Raw genomic sequence first — 15,556 nt, 5'->3', positions numbered from 1 at the left:
CGCCCCCGCGGTCCGCGGGCAGTCGCGCCGCCGGGGCGATGGGGCGATGGGGCAATGGGGACACCTCCCGCTCGAACGGAGCCGAGAGGGGGGAGGGTGGGCACGGCGGCACCCCGCAAGCGCCGGGCTGTGCGAACAGCCCTCCCCGGCGCACACCCGCACCGGGTCACTGACGCCCCGGCCCCGACCCGCACCGCGTCACAGCGGAAGCCCGCCGCAGCGAAACCGCTACCAGCGAAACGTCCGCATCCGCATCGCATGCCGCAACCGCGCCGCCTTCGCCCGCCGAGGCTGCACCCGGTCCCGCAGCGCACGCGCCTCCGCCAGCTCCCGCAGGAACCGCGCCCGCCGCCGCCGGCGGTCGGCCTCCCAGTCGACCTCCGCCCCGGAGGCCCCGGCCGCTCCGCCCGGGCCACCCGGACCGCCGGGACCGACCGCTCCACCAGGCCCGCCCGGCCCCGCCGACCCGGCCCGGCCACCACGCCCGGCCCGCCCGGCCTGTGCCGTCCGTCCGCCCTGCCCCGTCCGTCCGCCCTGCGCGGCCCGTCCGCCCTGTCCGGCCCGTCCGGCCGGCCTCTTCCGCCCGGCCCGCCCGGGCTCCTCCAGCGCCGACGGATCGTCGCGATCGTCCTGCTCAGGCATTGCCTCACCACCCCAATCCGTCCCTCCCACCTTCCCTCGCACGGGCGGTTTGACGCCAGCGAAGGAGTGACGGACGACCGAGACGCTTGCCACGCGCGGGGACGCCGACCCCTCAGGTGCCGGTTAGTGTTGAGGTCATGCGTCTCCACGTCGTCGACCACCCCCTGGTCGCCCACAAGCTCACCACGCTGCGCGACCAGCGCACCGACTCCGCGACCTTCCGCCGCCTCGCCGACGAGCTGGTCACCCTGCTCGCCTACGAGGCCACGCGTGACGTGCGCACCGAACAGGTCGACATCCGGACGCCCGTAGAGGCGACCACCGGCGTCAAGCTCTCCCACCCCCGCCCCCTGGTGGTGCCGATCCTCCGGGCCGGCCTCGGCATGCTGGACGGCATGGTCCGGCTGCTGCCGACCGCCGAGGTGGGCTTCCTGGGCATGGTGCGCAACGAGGAGACGCTCCAGGCCTCCACCTACGCCACGCGCATGCCGGACGACCTCTCCGGCCGCCAGGTCTACGTCCTGGACCCGATGCTGGCGACCGGCGGCACGCTCGTCGCGGCCATCCAGGAGCTGATCAAGCGCGGCGCGGACGACGTGACCGCCGTGGTGCTGCTGGCCGCGCCCGAGGGCGTCGAGGTGATGGAGCGTGAGCTGGCCGGCACGCCGGTGACGGTCGTGACCGCGTCCGTCGACGAGCGCCTCAACGAGCAGGGCTACATCGTGCCGGGCCTCGGCGACGCGGGCGACCGGATGTACGGGGCCGCGGAGTAACTCCGCGCGTCACCGTCCCCCGGTTCATCGTCCCCGCGCCCTTCAGCAGGAGCGCGGGACCGGTGAACTGCCGAACCGTCGAACCGCTCAGCAGTTCTTCTTGGAGGCGGGCGTCGGCTTCGGGTCGGCCAGTGAGGTCAGCGCCAGGTCGGCGTCCGCCTTCGCCGTCAGCCCCCGGAAGCCGTCGCCGATGATGAGGTCGAGCTCCACGCCCTTGCGGGCAGGGTCGGTACGGCGTTCGGCGCCGGCCAGCTGCGTGCCGAGCACCGGCAGCGCCGTGTCCAGCGCGGCGGCCGGGCCGAGCAGCACGCCGGTGCCCTTGACCTTCTTGTCGTAGGCCGCGGGCGCGTTGGCCACCTCGCCGATCCGGAAGCCGCGCTTCTTCAGCTCGTCCGCCGTCTTCTGGGCGAGCCCGCCGCGGGTGGTGGCGTTCAGCACGTTGACCGTGATCGTGCCGGGGCGGGGGAGTGCCTTGCCGGCCGCCGCCGGGCTGGCCGCGGGGCTCGCCACGGCGGAGCACGCCTTGGTGCCGGCCGCGGAGGCGGAGTCCCCGCCGCCGGTGAACACGTCGATGAGCTGCAGCGTGCCCCAGCCGCCCACGCCGAGCACGGCGACGGACGCGACGGTCAGCACGACGAGCTTTCCGCGCCGCCGAGGCCGGCGCATCCGCGGGTACTTGTCACCCGTGATGCGGTACTGGCCGCCCATGCCGGGTGGAGTGAGCATGCTCATGAGCGCAGCGTAGTGCGCCCGGGCTGCAATGCCTACTAGATGATCATTCGACTGGGTGCAGTCCGACCCGAAAGGGCCAAACCGGCCCGTGAGAGGGTTCGACAGGCCTCAGTCGAGTTCGAGAACGCGCGCGTGCAGCACCTGGCGCTGCTGGAGCGCGGCGCGCACCGCGCGGTGCAGTCCGTCCTCCAGGTACAGGTCGCCCTGCCACTTCACGACATGCGCGAAGAGGTCGCCGTAGAAGGTCGAGTCCTCGGCGAGGAGCGTCTCGAGGTCGAGCTGCTGCTTGGTCGTCACGAGCTGATCGAGGCGGACCGGGCGCGGCGCCACGTCCGCCCACTGCCGGGTGCTTTCCCGGCCGTGGTCGGGGTACGGCCGGCCGTTTCCGATGCGCTTGAAGATCACACGGAAAGCCTACCGGTCGAGACGTTCCGGGCGCAGCCATGGCGACGCAGTACGCCGCCGTAAAAGATGCCGGAAACCGTCGGAAAACGGGCCGCGCGCCCGTCGCGCGCCCTCACGGCCCACCCCGTACGCCACCCACGGCTCAGATACCCGCCCCCGGTCGCCCCGGGTACGCCCCCGGGGCGGACCTGCGGACGACCGCTCACGCCCCCGGCTTCTTCGCGGCCTTGGCCGCCTTCGCCGCCGCCTTCATCTCCTGCTTGTGCGCCCGCACCTTCACCAGGGACTCCGGGCCCGTGATGTCCGCGACGGACCGGAAGGACTCCTCCTCGCCGTAGGCGCCGGCCGCCTCCCGCCAGCCGGCGGGGCGGACCCCGAGCTGCTTGCCCAGCAGGGCGAGGAAGATCTGCGCCTTCTGCTTGCCGAACCCGGGCAGGTCCTGCAGCCGCTTCAGCAGCTCCCGGCCGTCCTCGACGCCCCGCCAGACGGCCTCGGCGTCACCGTCGTAGTGCTCGACGAGGTACCGGCACAGCTGCTGGATGCGCCCGGCCATCGAGCCCGGGTAGCGGTGCACGGCGGGCTTCTCGGAGAGCAGCGCGGCGAACGCCTCGGGGTCGTACGCCGCGATCCCGTGCGCGTCGAGGTCCTCCGAGCCGAGGCGCCGCGCGATCGTCGCCGGGCCCTTGAACGCCCACTCCATGGGGATCTGCTGGTCCAGCAGCATCCCGGTCAGCGCGGCGAGCGGGCTGCGGCCCAGCAGCCGGTCGGCGTCGGGGTCCTGGGCGAGGTGCAGTGTGACGTCCATGCCCCCGATGATCGCGCGTCGCCCCGTTGATCGCGCGTCGCGGGTCAGCTGGGGCGCCAGTACCCGAGCGCCTGCACCCGCTGCTTGGGGAGGGCCAGCTCCTTGCGGACGAACGCGCCCAGCGTGCGGGTGGTCGCGGTGTCGCAGGCGATCCACACGTACGGGTCGGGGCCGGAGCGCAGCACGTCGGGCAGTTCGGCGCGCACCCGCTCGACCAGCGCGGCGCCCGCGTCCCGCCGCGGCACCTCGCGTACCTCGTGGCGCGCGGGGTCGGCGACGCAGGGCAGCCCTTCCAGGGAACCCTCGAACCAGATGGTGGCCGGGGCGTCACCCAGGGCGCCGAGCAGGGAGTTGATGGCGGGCAGCGAGGCCGCGTCGCCGACCACGCAGACGTGGGACGGGGCGGGGCCGGGCTGCTCGAAGCCCGTGCCCTGCACGGTCGCCTCGACGGTGTCGCCGGGCTTCGCGGCCCGGGCCCAGTCGCTGGCGCAGCCCTCGTGCAGCGCGAACTCCAGGGCGAAGGTGCCGGCCTCCGGGTCCGGGTCGACCAGGGTGTACGCGCGCTGGTGCGGCTTGCCCGCGTTGTCGAACCACAGCCGCACCCACATCGTGGGGTGCACGCCGGTCGTCGCCAGCATCCCGCCGTCGGTGAAGGTCACCCGCCGGTAGTCCGCGGTGACGTCGTGGGTGCCCGTCACGGTGAACTCGAAGTCCTTCGCGCGCAGCAGTCTGAGGACCGCGCCCTCCCAACCCCGCCCCTGCCCCATCGCGTCCTCACCCTTCGCGTACGATTCCGCCACGTCACGGTTGACTTAGGGGAGCCTAACCTAAAGTGAAATGAGGGCACAGTGTCCGGTGCGATCTTCCGGGACGCCTGGGGGATTCCCCATCTGCGGGCGGACGACGCGTGTGAACTCGCGCGCGTCCAGGGGCTGGTGACCGCACTCGACCGCGGCTGGCAGATCGAGGTGGAGCGGCACCGCGCCCAGGGCGCCTCGGCCTCCTTCCTCGGCGCCGGTGAGCTGTCCTGGGACGTGCTGGTCCGGCGCGCCCGGGTGACCGACACGGCCCGCCGCTGCTTCGCCCGCCTGGAGGAGTACGACCCGGAGACCGCCGACTGGATCCGGGCCTACGTCACCGGCGTCAACCAGGGACTGGACGGGCTCGACGCCCCGGAGTTCACCCGCGCCGGCATCGTCCCCGGCCGCTGGGAGCCGTGGACCCCGCTGGCGGTGTGGCTCTCCACGCACCTGCTCTTCGCCGGGTTCCCCGCCAAGCTGTGGCGCGACCACGTCGCCGGGCGCCTCGGGCCGGACGCCGTGGGCCTGTTCGCCACCGACGGCCCCGGCACCTCCGGCAGCAACGGCTGGCTGCTCGCGGGGGAGCGCACGGTCACCGGGCAGGCGGTGATCGCCGGCGACCCGCACCGGTTCATCGAGGACCCCGGTGTCTACCAGCAGATACGTCTGTCCTGCCCGGAGTTCGACGTCGTCGGCCTCGCCGTGCCGGGCGTCCCCGGCATCGCCCACTTCGGCCACACCGGCACGGTCGCCTGGGCCATCACCAACGCCATGGCCGACTACCAGGACCTCTACCGCGAGCGGCTGCGGCGCACCGGCGCCGGCGTCGAGGCGCTCGGCCCGGACGGCACCTGGCGTCGGGCCGCCCGGCACACCGAGACGGTCGAGGTGGCGGGCGAGGAGCCCGTCGAGGTGGAGGTCGTCGAGACCGAGCGCGGCCCCGTCGTCATCGGCGGCCCCGAGGGCCTCGACGGCGGGGTGCCCGAGTCCGGCGAACCGCCGCTCGCCGTCGCCCTGCGGTACCCGCCCCGCGTCACCGGCGACCTCGGCTTCGGCGCGCTGCTGCCCCTGCTGCGCGCCCGTCGCGTCGCCGACGTCGACCGCGCCCTTGACCTGTGGGCCGAGCCCGTCAACGTCGTCCTGGCCGCCGACACCGAGGGCGGCACCCTGCACCGGGTGGCCGGCCACGTCCCCGTACGCGCCGAGGCCAACGGCAGCCGGGTGGTGCCCGCGTGGGAGCCCGGCCACGAGTGGCGGGGCCGGCACGGGACACCCCGCGCCGGACTCGACGACGGCGTCGCCGTGATGGCCAACCAGCGCGGGCCCGCCGCCCCCCTCGGTGTGGAGTTCGCCCCGCCGCACCGCGCCGACCGCATCGCCGCGCTGCTCGCGCGGCAGCACCGCTGGTCCGCCGCCGGCATGGCCGCGATCCACACCGACACCCACCTCGCCTCCGCCGCCCCGCTCCTGGACCACCTGGCCGCGCTCGACACCTCGGCCCTCACCGGACCCGCCGTCGCCCTGCGCGAGCGCCTGCTCGCCTGGGACCGGCACATGGACGCCGGCAGCGCCGACGCGGCCGCCTTCGCGGCCCTGCGCGGAGCGGTCGTCCGCCGGCTCGCCGCCGAGCCCGCCTTCGCGGCGGCCGCGGCCCCGCCGCCGTACCCGGAGGTGTTCCGGCCCTGGCTCGCGCTGGTCCCGCGCATCGGGTTCGCCCTCGAACACCTGCTGGCCGCCGAGGACCTGTTCGGCATCGACCGTCCGGCCGTCGTCCGCACGGCGCTGGAGGAGGTGGCCGCCGCGCCGCCCGCCGGCGTCTGGGGCGACACCCACCGCCTCGCGCCCTGGCGGGCGCTGCCGCCCGAGGTGCCGCGGGAGGAGCCCGCCCTGTCCGGCGACCACGACTGCGTGCTGTGCACCTCCGCCGTGCCCGGCATCACCGACCTCGCCGTCCGCGGGCCCGCCGCCCGCTACGTCTGGGACCTGGCCCGGCGCGAGGACAGCCGCTGGGTGGTGCCGCACGGCGCCTCCGGCCGGCCCGGATCACCCCACCACCGAGACCAGCAGCCCCTGTGGCTCGCCGGCGACCTGGCCCCGGTCGTCACCGACTGGGCGCAGCTGACGAAGGAGACCGATGTCTGACCCGTACGCCTCCCGACCGGCCGTCCACGAGCAGACGGTCGACGGCTTCGGCACCGTGCGCGTCCTGCCGCTGGACCCGGCCGCCGACGCGCCCCTGCTGCACCGCTGGGTGAGCGAGGAACGCGCCGTGTTCTGGGGCATGAACGGTCTCACCGTGGAGCGGGTCGCCGAGATCTACGCGCACATGGACACCCTCGACACCCACCACGCGTACCTCGTCGTCAGGGACGGTGACCCGGCCGCGCTGCTCCAGACGTACGAGCCGGAGGCCGACCGGGTCGGCGCGTGCTACCCCGTCGAGCCGGGCGACATCGGGGTCCACCTGCTGCTCGCGCCCGCCGGACCGGGCGAGACCCGCCCGGGCTGGACCGCCGGTCTGGCGGTCGCCGTCGTCACCTACGTGCTGGGGGTGCTGGACCGCCGGCGGATCGTCGTCGACCCGGACGTCGCCAACGAGAAGGCGGTCGCCCGCTTCGTCCGGCAGGGCTTCACCACCGGCCCTGAGGTCGTGCTGCCCGAGGTCGACCTGCCGGACGTGTACCTCCCGGAGAAGAAGGCGCAACTCGCGTTCCTCACCCGCGAGGTAGCCTTCGGCGGGTGACCCCCGACGACCTCGTCGCCCACTACGGACTGGAGCCGATCCCCCGTGAGGGAGGCCGGTTCCGGCAGACCTGGGCCGGTCCCGTCCGCCCCGACGGCCGCCCCGAGGGCACCGCCATCGTCGCCCTGCTCACCGACGCGCCCGGCGACTTCTCCGCCCTGCACCGCCTGCCCGCGGACGAGACCTGGCACCACTACCTCGGTGACCCGCTGCGGATGCTGCTGCTCGCCCCCGACGGCAGCAGCAGCACCCCGGTCCTCGGTCCCGACGTGCTCGGCGGCCAGCACGTCCAGCTCACCGTCCCGGCCGGCACCTGGATGGGCGCCCGGGTGGCGGCGGGCGGCTCCTGGACGCTGTTCGGCTGCACGATGGCCCCCGGCTTCACCTACGAGGGCTACGAGCACGGCGACCCGGCCGAACTGGCGGCCCGTCACCCGGACCGGGCGGCCCTCGTCGCGGAGTTCGGCCGGCCATGAGGCAGCGGGGACTGCTGCACGGCCAGGTCGCCCTGGTCACCGGCGCGGGGGGCGGTATCGGCGGGGGCATCGCCCGGCGGTTCGCCGAGGAGGGCGCGGCCGTCGCGTTGCACTGCCGCACCTCGGTCGCGTCCGCGCGGGAGACCGCCGCCGCCATCCGGGACGCGGGCGGCAGGGCCGTCGTCCTGCGGGCCGACCTCACCGACGAGGACGCCTGCCACCGCCTGGTCGCCGAGACGGCCGAACGGTTCGGCGGCCGGCTCACCGCACTGGTCAACAACGCCGGGGTCCAGCCCGTCCAGGAACTCGCCGGGATGACGGCCGCCCAGTGGCGGTCGGTCGTGGACACCAACCTCACCGCGGTGTTCGCCTGCACCCAGGCGGCGGCGACGCTGATGCGCGACCAGGGCGGCGGCTCCGTCACCCACGTCGCCTCCGTGGAGGCCCGCTTCCCCGCCCCCGGCCACGCGCACTACGGCGCGTCCAAGGCCGCGGTGGTGATGCACGCCCGCTCGGCGGCCCTGGAGTACGGCCCCTGGGGCGTGCGCGTCAACACGGTCTCGCCCGGCCTGATCGACCGGGAGGGCCTGGCGGACGCCTGGCCGGACGGCGTACGCCGCTGGCGGGAGGCGTCCGCCGTGGGCCGCCTCGGCCGCCCGGAGGACGTGGGCGACGCCTGCGTGTTCCTGGCCTCGCCGCTGGCGTCCTGGGTGACCGGGCACGACCTGGTGGTGGACGGAGGGGTGACGTCCCGCCCGACCTGGTGATCCCGCGCCCGTCCCGTTGAGCGGGCGGCGCCCTCCGTCCGTACTCCCTGGGAGGCGAACGGCCGGGAGGCGGGTACGACGTGGAGCGACGGCGCGGTGAGGCGGCGGGCGATCGTGGCGGAGGCGGGTCCCGGCGGCTCCGGGCCCTGGTGCTGCTGGGCACCCTGCTGATCCTGCTGCTCGGCGGCGCGGTCCCGGCGAGCGCCCACGCGGCCCTGCGCGCCAGCGACCCCGAGGAGGGGAGCGTCGTCAAGGCGGCGCCCACGCACATCACCCTGACGTTCACCGAGTCCGTGGGCCTGCTCGAGGACTCCTTCCGGGTCTACGGCCCCGACAACCGCCGCGTGCACATGGAGGAGCCCGCGCACGCGGCCGGCGCCGCCGACACCGCGCGCGCCGAACTCCCGCGGGACCTCGGCGAGGGCACGTACACCGTGGCCTGGCGGGTGGTCTCGGCGGACAGCCACCCGGTGTCCGGCGCGTTCACCTTCTCCGTCGGCAAGCCGTCACCGACCCCGCCCGCGGCCCCCGCCGACCACGCCGAACACCCTGTCACCAAGAGCCTCTACGACACCGGCCGCTACCTCGCCTACATCGCCGCGGCGCTGCTCATCGGCACGGCGGCGTTCGCGGCGCTGTGCCGCCCGCCGGACACGGCGCCGCTGCGGGCGCCGCTGCTGTTCGGCTGGTGGACCCTGCTGGTGACGACGGCCGCGCTGCTGGTCCTGCGCGCCCCGTACGAGAGGGGGACGTCCCCGGCGACGGCGCTGGACCTCTCGTCGTTCCCCGGCACCCTGACCGGCCGCCCCGGCCTCGCCCTCCTCACCCGCCTCGCCCTCCTGCTGACGGCCGCCCTGCTCGTCCCCCTCCTCCGTCGCCGCTCCCCGAGCACCCGTCTGACGGCGGGCGTGGCCCTGTCCCTCGGCCTGGCCCTGACGTGGGCGTCGGCCGAACACGCCTCGGCCGGCATCCAGGTACCGGTCGCCATGACGTCGTCGGTGCTGCACCTGCTGGCGATGGCGGCCTGGCTCGGCGGCCTCACCGCCCTCCTGCTCACCCTCCACCGCGCGAAGACCCCGCCCCCGTACCCGACGGTGGCGCGCTTCTCCCGCCTGGCCTTCGCCTCGGTGACGGTTCTCGTCGTCACCGGCGCCTACCAGTCCTGGCGCGGCCTCGGCTCCTGGTCCGCCCTCACGGGGACGACGTACGGCCGGACCCTGACCGTGAAGCTGGCCGCGACCGTCTTCCTGCTGCTCGCGGCGGCCCTGTCCCGCCGCTGGACGGCCCTGCCGGCCCGCCCGGCGCCGGCCGAGGAACGCGTACCTGCGCTGGTCGGTTCGGCGGGCCCGCCCCCCGAACCGAGGACCACGACCGTGACGACCGCGACCGCCGAACCGGAGGCCCTCCACCGCCGCGCCCTGCGCCGCTCCGTGCTGGCGGAGGTCGTCGTGGCGGTGGCCGTCCTGCTGGTCACCACGGTGCTGACCGGCACCCTGCCGTCCCGCGCGGAGGCGGAGGCGGCCAAGGCCCCGGAGCCGCAGGTGGCGGGCCTGCCCGGCGCGGAGGCGTTCACGGTCCCCTACGACACGGGCACCCCCGGCGGCAGCGGCACGGTCCAGCTCCAGATGGACCCGGGCCGGGTCGGCGAGAACGGCCTCCAGGCGGTGGTCTTCGGCCCCCAGGGCGCCCTGACCTTCGTCCCGGAGGTCCGCGTCTCCTTCACCCTCCCGTCGAAGGACGTGGGCCCCATCGACGCGAAACTCACCGACCGCGGCGGCTACTGGGCCACCAGCGACCTCACCCTCCCCCTGGAGGGCACCTGGACGATGAAACTGACGGTCCGCGTCTCGGACATCGACCAGATCACCGAATCCCGCCAGGTCGACATCACCCGCTGACCGGCGCCCTCCCACCGGGCGAGCAGGGACGCGACGGACCGGCCCACTCGTGTGGGCCGGTCCTGCACTTCCATGGGGTCAGGCGGCCCTGTAGGTCGCCAGCCAGGTGTGTACCTCTTCCGCGTCCATGCGGTCCAGGAGGCCGTTGATCTCCTGCACCAGCTTGGTGTCGCCGGCCTTCTGGGCCTTGCCGAGGACGACGAAGAGCGCGAACCGGTCGTCCTCGGCCTGCGCGAGCGGGTAGCCGGTCTCGAGCCACTCGCGGTACTCCTCGGGGATGTCGCGGTCGAGGAGGTCGTTGATCTCCTGGATGACCCGCCTGTCGCCGTTCTCCCGGGCCCTGCCGAGGATGACGAGGAGCGCGAACCTGTCGCCGTGGGCCTGGGCGAACCGGTGGCCGGTCTTCAGGAACGTGCGCATGTCGTCGACGGTGCCGTTGAGGGCCTGGGTGGCTGCCTCGGTGACGGCCCGGCCGGTGGTCTCGGCCTCCAGGATCGCGGTGATCGCGGCGCGCAGCTCGTCCTCCGTCATTACGTCCACCGGCGTCTCGGACGAGACCGTCGCGGACGTCACGGTGGCGGGTGCGACCGACGGGCCGGCGAAGGCCGGGGTGGAGAGGAGGAGAGCCGGGGCCAGGGCCGTGGCCGCGACGAGCAGGCCTGCGCGGTGCTGTCTCACGAATGTGCCTCCTGTGGTGAGGTGGACACCGTGATCATCACCGCCCGCACTGCTCGAACACACCGCCGTATTCGGGTAACTATCCGGGCACGTTGCTTGCCGCCCCCGCCCCGACCGGCAGGTGGGCCGCCATGTGTCCGGCATCACGCCTGCCGGCCATGAGGTGGCCGGGTACGGCGCCCCTAGAGCTTGGTCATCTTGGCGTACGGGCTCAGGATCCGCATGGGCGCCGAGCCGAAATCCACGAGCACCGCGACTCCGTCCTCGACGTCGACCACCCGGCCGAGGCCGTACACGTCATGGGTGACCTGGTCGCCCAGGGCGAAGTGCTTGGCAGCCGGTGCGACCGGGGCCTTGAAGGGGCTGGTGGGCAGATGGCGTTTCGACGCCGCTGACTTGGTCATGTCTCAGTATGCGCCTCCGTACCGAGCACGACTGTGGCTCGCTCCGTACTTGTGACGCTGGTCATGTTCCACGGGAACAGAGGCGGACAACGTCGAAGGGCCCCACTGCGAACAGTGGGGCCCTTCGACTTCGTGCCCGGTGAGGCACTGGCGGAGGATACGAGATTCGAACTCGTGAGGGGTTGCCCCCAACACGCTTTCCAAGCGTGCGCCCTAGGCCTCTAGGCGAATCCTCCGCCAGGAACATTACATGACCGAGAGGAGTGCTCGCGAACTCGTTCCGGGCCCGGGACATGGGGTAGCCTCTGCGTAGCCCCTCACGCGGCGCTATCTGACTGAACTCCCCCAGGGCCGGAAGGCAGCAAGGGTAGGTTGGCTCTGGCGGGTGCGTGGGGGGCGCTTGCGTTCCCGAGCGGCCGGTCCGGTTGTCGGTGGGCGCCTATAACCTCGTAAGCGTGTCGTCTCTCGCGCTGTACCGCCGCTATCGCCCGGAGTCGTTCGCCGAGGTCATCGGGCAGGAGCATGTCACCGACCCGTTGCAGCAGGCGCTGCGGAACAACCGGGTCAATCACGCGTACCTGTTCAGCGGGCCCCGCGGCTGCGGCAAGACGACCAGCGCCCGGATCCTCGCCCGCTGTCTGAACTGCGAGCAGGGCCCCACGCCCACGCCGTGCGGTCAGTGCCAGTCGTGTCAGGACCTCGCGCGCAACGGCCCCGGTTCGATCGACGTCATCGAGATCGACGCCGCTTCGCACGGTGGTGTGGACGACGCCCGTGACCTACGGGAGAAGGCGTTCTTCGGGCCCGCGTCCAGCCGCTACAAGATCTACATCATCGACGAGGCCCACATGGTCACGTCGGCCGGTTTCAACGCGCTGCTCAAGGTCGTCGAGGAGCCGCCGGAACACCTGAAGTTCATCTTCGCGACCACCGAGCCCGAGAAGGTCATCGGGACCATCCGCTCCCGGACGCACCACTACCCCTTCCGGCTCGTCCCGCCCGGCACCCTCCGGGAGTACCTGGGTGAGGTGTGCCACAAGGAGGGCATGGCCGTCGAGGAGGGCGTGCTGCCGCTGGTGGTGCGCGCCGGCGCCGGGTCCGTGCGTGACTCGATGTCCGTCATGGACCAGCTGCTCGCCGGCGCGGGGGAGGAGGGCGTGACCTACGCCATGGCCACCTCCCTGCTGGGCTACACCGACGGCTCGCTGCTCGACTCCGTCGTCGAGGCCTTCGCCACCGGTGACGGCGCGGCCGCCTTCGAGGTCGTCGACCGGGTGATCGAAGGGGGCAACGACCCGCGCAGGTTCGTCGCCGACCTGCTGGAGCGGCTGCGCGACCTGGTCATCCTCGCCGCCGTCCCCGACGCCACCGACAAGGGCCTGATCGACGCCCCCGCCGACGTCCTGGAGCGGATGCAGGCGCAGGCCGGCACCTTCGGACCCGCCGAGCTCAGCCGCGCCGCCGACATCGTCAACGAGGGCCTCACCGAGATGCGCGGCGCCACCTCGCCCCGTCTCCAGCTGGAGCTGATCTGCGCGCGCGTGCTGCTGCCCGCCGCGTACGGCGACGAGCGTTCGCTCATGGCGCGGCTGGACCGCATCGAGCGTGGCGTGCAGTTCTCCCCGGGTGCGGCGGCCGCCGCGCCCGCGATGGGGTACGTCCCCGGTCCGGAGGCGCACGGAGCGGCGGCTCAGTCGCCCGCGCCCGCCGTCGAGCCGGGGGGCGGTCCCGCCGCCGCCCGGGCCGCCGTACGGGCGCAAGGACCCGCCGCCTCCGCGGCCCCGCCGGCTCCCACGCCTCCGCCCGCCCAGGCTCCGCCCCCGGCCGCCCCTCCGGCCGCACCGACCCCGGCCCCGGCGGCCTCCGAATCCCCGGCAGGCCCCGCACCGGATGCCGCTCCGGCCGCCCCCGCGCCCGGCGCCTGGCCCACCGCCTCCCCCGCCGGCGGCGGTGCGGCCCGGCGTCCCGGCGGCTGGCCCACGGCCGCCCCGGCGGGCAGCGGAAACAGGCCCCCGGCTGCATCCCCCGCCCCCGCCCCGACGCCCGCGCCGCAGGCCCAGCCCGCGCCGTCGCCCGCGCCCTCGGGCGGCGGTGGCGGCCTCGACCCCCGCATGCTCTGGCCGAACATCCTGGAGACGGTCAAGAACCGCCGCCGCTTCACCTGGATCCTGCTCAGCCAGAACGCCCAGGTGACCGGCTTCGACGGCACGACCCTCCAGATCGGCTTCGTGAACGCGGGCGCCCGGGACAACTTCCTCAGCAGCGGCAGCGAGGACGTGCTGCGCCAGGCGCTGGCCGAACAGTTCAACGTGCAGTGGAAGATCGAGGCGGTCGTCGACCCGTCCGGCGGCGGCTCGGGCGTCTCCGCCCCCGCGGGACCGCCCGGCGGCCGCAGCGGCGCCGGTGGCGGCGGTTATGGAGGCGGCGACGGCCGTCGGCCCTCCGCCCCGCCGGCGGGCGCCCCGTCCGCCCCCGCACCGCCCCCGGCCGCTCCACCGGCGTCCGCGCCCGGCCCCGCCCCGGCACCCGCGGCCAGGCCGTCCGCCCCGGAACCTCCTCCCGTCTCCCCCGAGGACGACATCCCGGAGGACGACGACCCCGACCTGAACGAATCCGCCCTGTCCGGCAGGGAGCTGCTGGTCCGCGAGCTGGGCGCGACGGTCGTCGAGGAGTTCACCAACGAGTAGCGGCGTCCGTCCGAGCCCGAGGGCGCCCGCGGCGGTCCCGCCCGCCGTTGGAGGAACGTACGAGCGCCGCCTCCCCGTCCCTTCGGAAGCCCGCACAAAGGGCATACGTCCGCTGCCGTTAGGCTGACCCCCGTGAAGGTCCTCGTCATCGGAAGCGGCGCCCGCGAACACGCCCTGTGCCACTCCCTGTCCCTCGACCCCGATGTCACCGCGCTGCACTGCGCGCCCGGCAACGCCGGCATCGCCGAGGTCGCCGAGCTGCACCAGGTCGACGCCCTCGACGGCGCCGCCGTGTCCGCGCTGGCCGCGCGGCTCGGCGCGGACCTCGTGGTGGTCGGCCCGGAGGCGCCCCTGGTCGCCGGTGTCGCCGACGCCGTGCGCGAGGCGGGCATCCCGGTTTTCGGCCCCTCCAAGGAGGCCGCGCGGCTCGAGGGCTCCAAGGCCTTCGCGAAGGACGTCATGGCGGCGGCCGGCGTGCCCACCGCCCGCTCCTACGTGTGCACCACCGAGGACGAGGTCGACGCGGCCCTCGGGGCGTTCGGTCCCCCCTATGTCGTCAAGGACGACGGGCTCGCGGCCGGCAAGGGCGTCGTCGTCACCGACGACGTCGAGGCGGCCCGTGCGCACGCGGCCGGGTGCGAGCGTGTGGTCGTCGAGGAGTTCCTCGACGGCCCCGAGGTCTCCCTCTTCGCGATCACCGACGGCGAGACCGTCGTCCCCCTCCAGCCCGCGCAGGACTTCAAGCGTGCCCTGGACGGCGACGAGGGCCCGAACACCGGCGGCATGGGGGCGTACTCCCCGCTGCCCTGGGCCGACCCCAAGCTGGTCGACGAGGTCATGGAGTCGGTGCTCCAGCCGACCGTGGACGAGATGCGGCGCCGCGGTACGCCGTTCTCCGGTCTGCTCTACGCCGGTCTGGCGATCACCTCGCGCGGTGTCCGTGTGATCGAGTTCAACGCCCGGTTCGGCGACCCCGAGACCCAGGTCGTGCTGGCCCGGCTGCGGACCCCGCTGGCGGGACTGCTGATGGCCGCCGCCACCGGCAACCTCGCCCACCTGGAGCCGACGCGGTGGAGCGACGAGGCCGCGGTCACCGTGGTCGTCGCCTCGCACAACTACCCCGGCACCCCGCGCACCGGTGACCCGATCACCGGCCTCGACGAGGTCGCCGCCGAGGACGCTCCGCACGCCTACGTCCTGCACGCCGGGACCCGGCAGGAGGGCGACGCGGTCGTCAGCGCGGGCGGGCGCGTGCTGTCCGTGACGGCGACCGGCAAGGACCTCACCGAGGCCCGCGACCGTGCCTACCGTGCGGTGGCCCGCATCGGCCTCGACGGCTCCCAGCACCGGACGGACATCGCGGCGAAGGCGGCCCGGGAGGCCTGACGGGGCCGACGCCTGGCGACCCGGATCTCGCCCGGGCCGCCTCGCGACCCGGCTCCCGCCCGCCCGGCGAGCACCCGGGCCGCCCGCCGTGCCGGCCACCGCAGCGGACCGGCCGCCCGTGCCGAGCTCCCGGACCGCCCGCCGTGCCGGCCACCGCAGCGGACCGGCCGCCCGTGCCGAGCTCCCGGACCGCCCGTCCCGCCCCGCACGTACCGAAGAACCTCACAGGCCCCGGATCCCCGCAGGATCCGGGGCCTGACCCTTGCCGTCCGTCGACCACCTCTCCCCAAAGCCATTCCATCGAGTGAGCGATGTGCCATCCGGCTGACGGGGGCCGGAGCCCCAACTAGGGTGCCGCGC

At 74.5% G+C, this 15,556-nt stretch carries 14 protein-coding genes, 1 tRNA gene and 1 other RNA gene; 9 read left to right on the top strand and 7 right to left on the bottom strand.

The window, feature by feature from the left end; genetic code table 11:
• Positions 1-779 precede the first annotated feature (779 nt).
• Positions 780-1,415 (top strand): uracil phosphoribosyltransferase, encoded by a 636-nt coding sequence (gene upp / locus ACIF8S_RS16855; RefSeq protein WP_024886154.1) that lies wholly within the window; start codon positions 780-782, stop codon positions 1,413-1,415.
• A gap of 87 nt (positions 1,416-1,502) precedes the next feature.
• On the opposite strand, the gene ACIF8S_RS16850 is transcribed toward upp, so the two are convergent.
• The 4 genes from ACIF8S_RS16850 to ACIF8S_RS16835 all read right to left on the bottom strand — a co-directional run bounded on the left by ACIF8S_RS16850 (position 1,503) and on the right by ACIF8S_RS16835 (position 4,124).
• Entirely contained in the window at positions 1,503-2,123 is a 621-nt protein-coding gene (locus ACIF8S_RS16850; RefSeq protein WP_400000060.1) for a LytR C-terminal domain-containing protein, read from the bottom strand.
• A 132-nt stretch (positions 2,124-2,255) separates the two neighbouring features.
• The gene (locus tag ACIF8S_RS16845) at positions 2,256-2,552 is read right to left on the bottom strand and encodes a type II toxin-antitoxin system VapB family antitoxin (protein WP_004943146.1); all 297 of its coding nucleotides are present in this window, start codon (positions 2,550-2,552) and stop codon (positions 2,256-2,258) included.
• Positions 2,553-2,754: 202 nt separating this feature from the next.
• Positions 2,755-3,357, bottom strand: a complete 603-nt coding sequence (locus tag ACIF8S_RS16840) for an HhH-GPD-type base excision DNA repair protein (RefSeq protein WP_399999859.1) — start codon at positions 3,355-3,357, stop codon at positions 2,755-2,757.
• Positions 3,358-3,401: 44 nt separating this feature from the next.
• Positions 3,402-4,124, bottom strand: a complete 723-nt coding sequence (locus ACIF8S_RS16835) for a siderophore-interacting protein (protein WP_400000059.1) — start codon at positions 4,122-4,124, stop codon at positions 3,402-3,404.
• Positions 4,125-4,205: 81 nt separating this feature from the next.
• On the opposite strand from ACIF8S_RS16835, the gene ACIF8S_RS16830 reads away from it, so the two are divergent.
• The 5 genes from ACIF8S_RS16830 (at position 4,206) to ACIF8S_RS16810 (ending at position 10,041) form a co-directional block, all read left to right on the top strand.
• Positions 4,206-6,299: a penicillin acylase family protein gene (locus ACIF8S_RS16830; RefSeq protein ID WP_399999858.1), complete on the top strand. Its 2,094-nt coding sequence runs from the start codon at positions 4,206-4,208 to the stop codon at positions 6,297-6,299.
• Positions 6,292-6,900, top strand: coding sequence for a GNAT family N-acetyltransferase (locus ACIF8S_RS16825; protein WP_399999857.1), 609 nt, complete (start codon positions 6,292-6,294; stop codon positions 6,898-6,900). Before ACIF8S_RS16830 ends, ACIF8S_RS16825 begins: the two co-directional genes overlap by 8 nt.
• Entirely contained in the window at positions 6,897-7,376 is a 480-nt protein-coding gene (locus ACIF8S_RS16820) for a cupin domain-containing protein (protein WP_349795820.1), read from the top strand. Before ACIF8S_RS16825 ends, ACIF8S_RS16820 begins: the two co-directional genes overlap by 4 nt.
• Positions 7,373-8,143, top strand: coding sequence for an SDR family NAD(P)-dependent oxidoreductase (locus ACIF8S_RS16815; protein ID WP_399999856.1), 771 nt, complete (start codon positions 7,373-7,375; stop codon positions 8,141-8,143). The genes ACIF8S_RS16820 and ACIF8S_RS16815 overlap by 4 nt, the downstream gene beginning before the upstream one ends.
• Before the next feature lie 149 nt (positions 8,144-8,292).
• Positions 8,293-10,041, top strand: a complete 1,749-nt coding sequence (locus ACIF8S_RS16810) for a copper resistance CopC/CopD family protein (RefSeq protein WP_400000058.1) — start codon at positions 8,293-8,295, stop codon at positions 10,039-10,041.
• Between the two features lie 78 nt (positions 10,042-10,119).
• On the opposite strand, the gene ACIF8S_RS16805 is transcribed toward ACIF8S_RS16810, so the two are convergent.
• The 3 genes from ACIF8S_RS16805 to ACIF8S_RS16795 all read right to left on the bottom strand — a co-directional run bounded on the left by ACIF8S_RS16805 (position 10,120) and on the right by ACIF8S_RS16795 (position 11,359).
• Positions 10,120-10,719 (bottom strand): ALF repeat-containing protein, encoded by a 600-nt coding sequence (locus ACIF8S_RS16805; RefSeq protein ID WP_399999855.1) that lies wholly within the window; start codon positions 10,717-10,719, stop codon positions 10,120-10,122.
• A gap of 182 nt (positions 10,720-10,901) precedes the next feature.
• Positions 10,902-11,123, bottom strand: coding sequence for a hypothetical protein (locus tag ACIF8S_RS16800; protein ID WP_399999854.1), 222 nt, complete (start codon positions 11,121-11,123; stop codon positions 10,902-10,904).
• Between the two features lie 148 nt (positions 11,124-11,271).
• Positions 11,272-11,359: transfer RNA gene (locus ACIF8S_RS16795), tRNA-Ser, on the bottom strand.
• Between the two features lie 72 nt (positions 11,360-11,431).
• On the opposite strand from ACIF8S_RS16795, the gene ffs reads away from it, so the two are divergent.
• From ffs to purD, 3 genes are all read left to right on the top strand, one after another.
• An RNA gene (ffs, locus tag ACIF8S_RS16790) (signal recognition particle sRNA small type) lies at positions 11,432-11,530 on the top strand.
• A gap of 48 nt (positions 11,531-11,578) precedes the next feature.
• Positions 11,579-13,810 carry a DNA polymerase III subunit gamma and tau gene (locus ACIF8S_RS16785; RefSeq protein ID WP_399999853.1) on the top strand — a complete coding sequence of 744 codons (2,232 nt, stop codon included), beginning with the start codon at positions 11,579-11,581 and terminating at the stop codon, positions 13,808-13,810.
• Positions 13,811-13,942: 132 nt separating this feature from the next.
• Entirely contained in the window at positions 13,943-15,196 is a 1,254-nt protein-coding gene (purD, locus tag ACIF8S_RS16780) for a phosphoribosylamine--glycine ligase (RefSeq protein ID WP_399999852.1), read from the top strand.
• The last annotated feature ends 360 nt before the right edge of the window (positions 15,197-15,556 follow it).

This window comes from Streptomyces sp. NPDC085937 (genome assembly GCF_044540535.1).
GTDB lineage: Bacteria > Actinomycetota > Actinomycetes > Streptomycetales > Streptomycetaceae > Streptomyces.
This window is presented reverse-complemented; position numbering and strand designations above follow the sequence as displayed.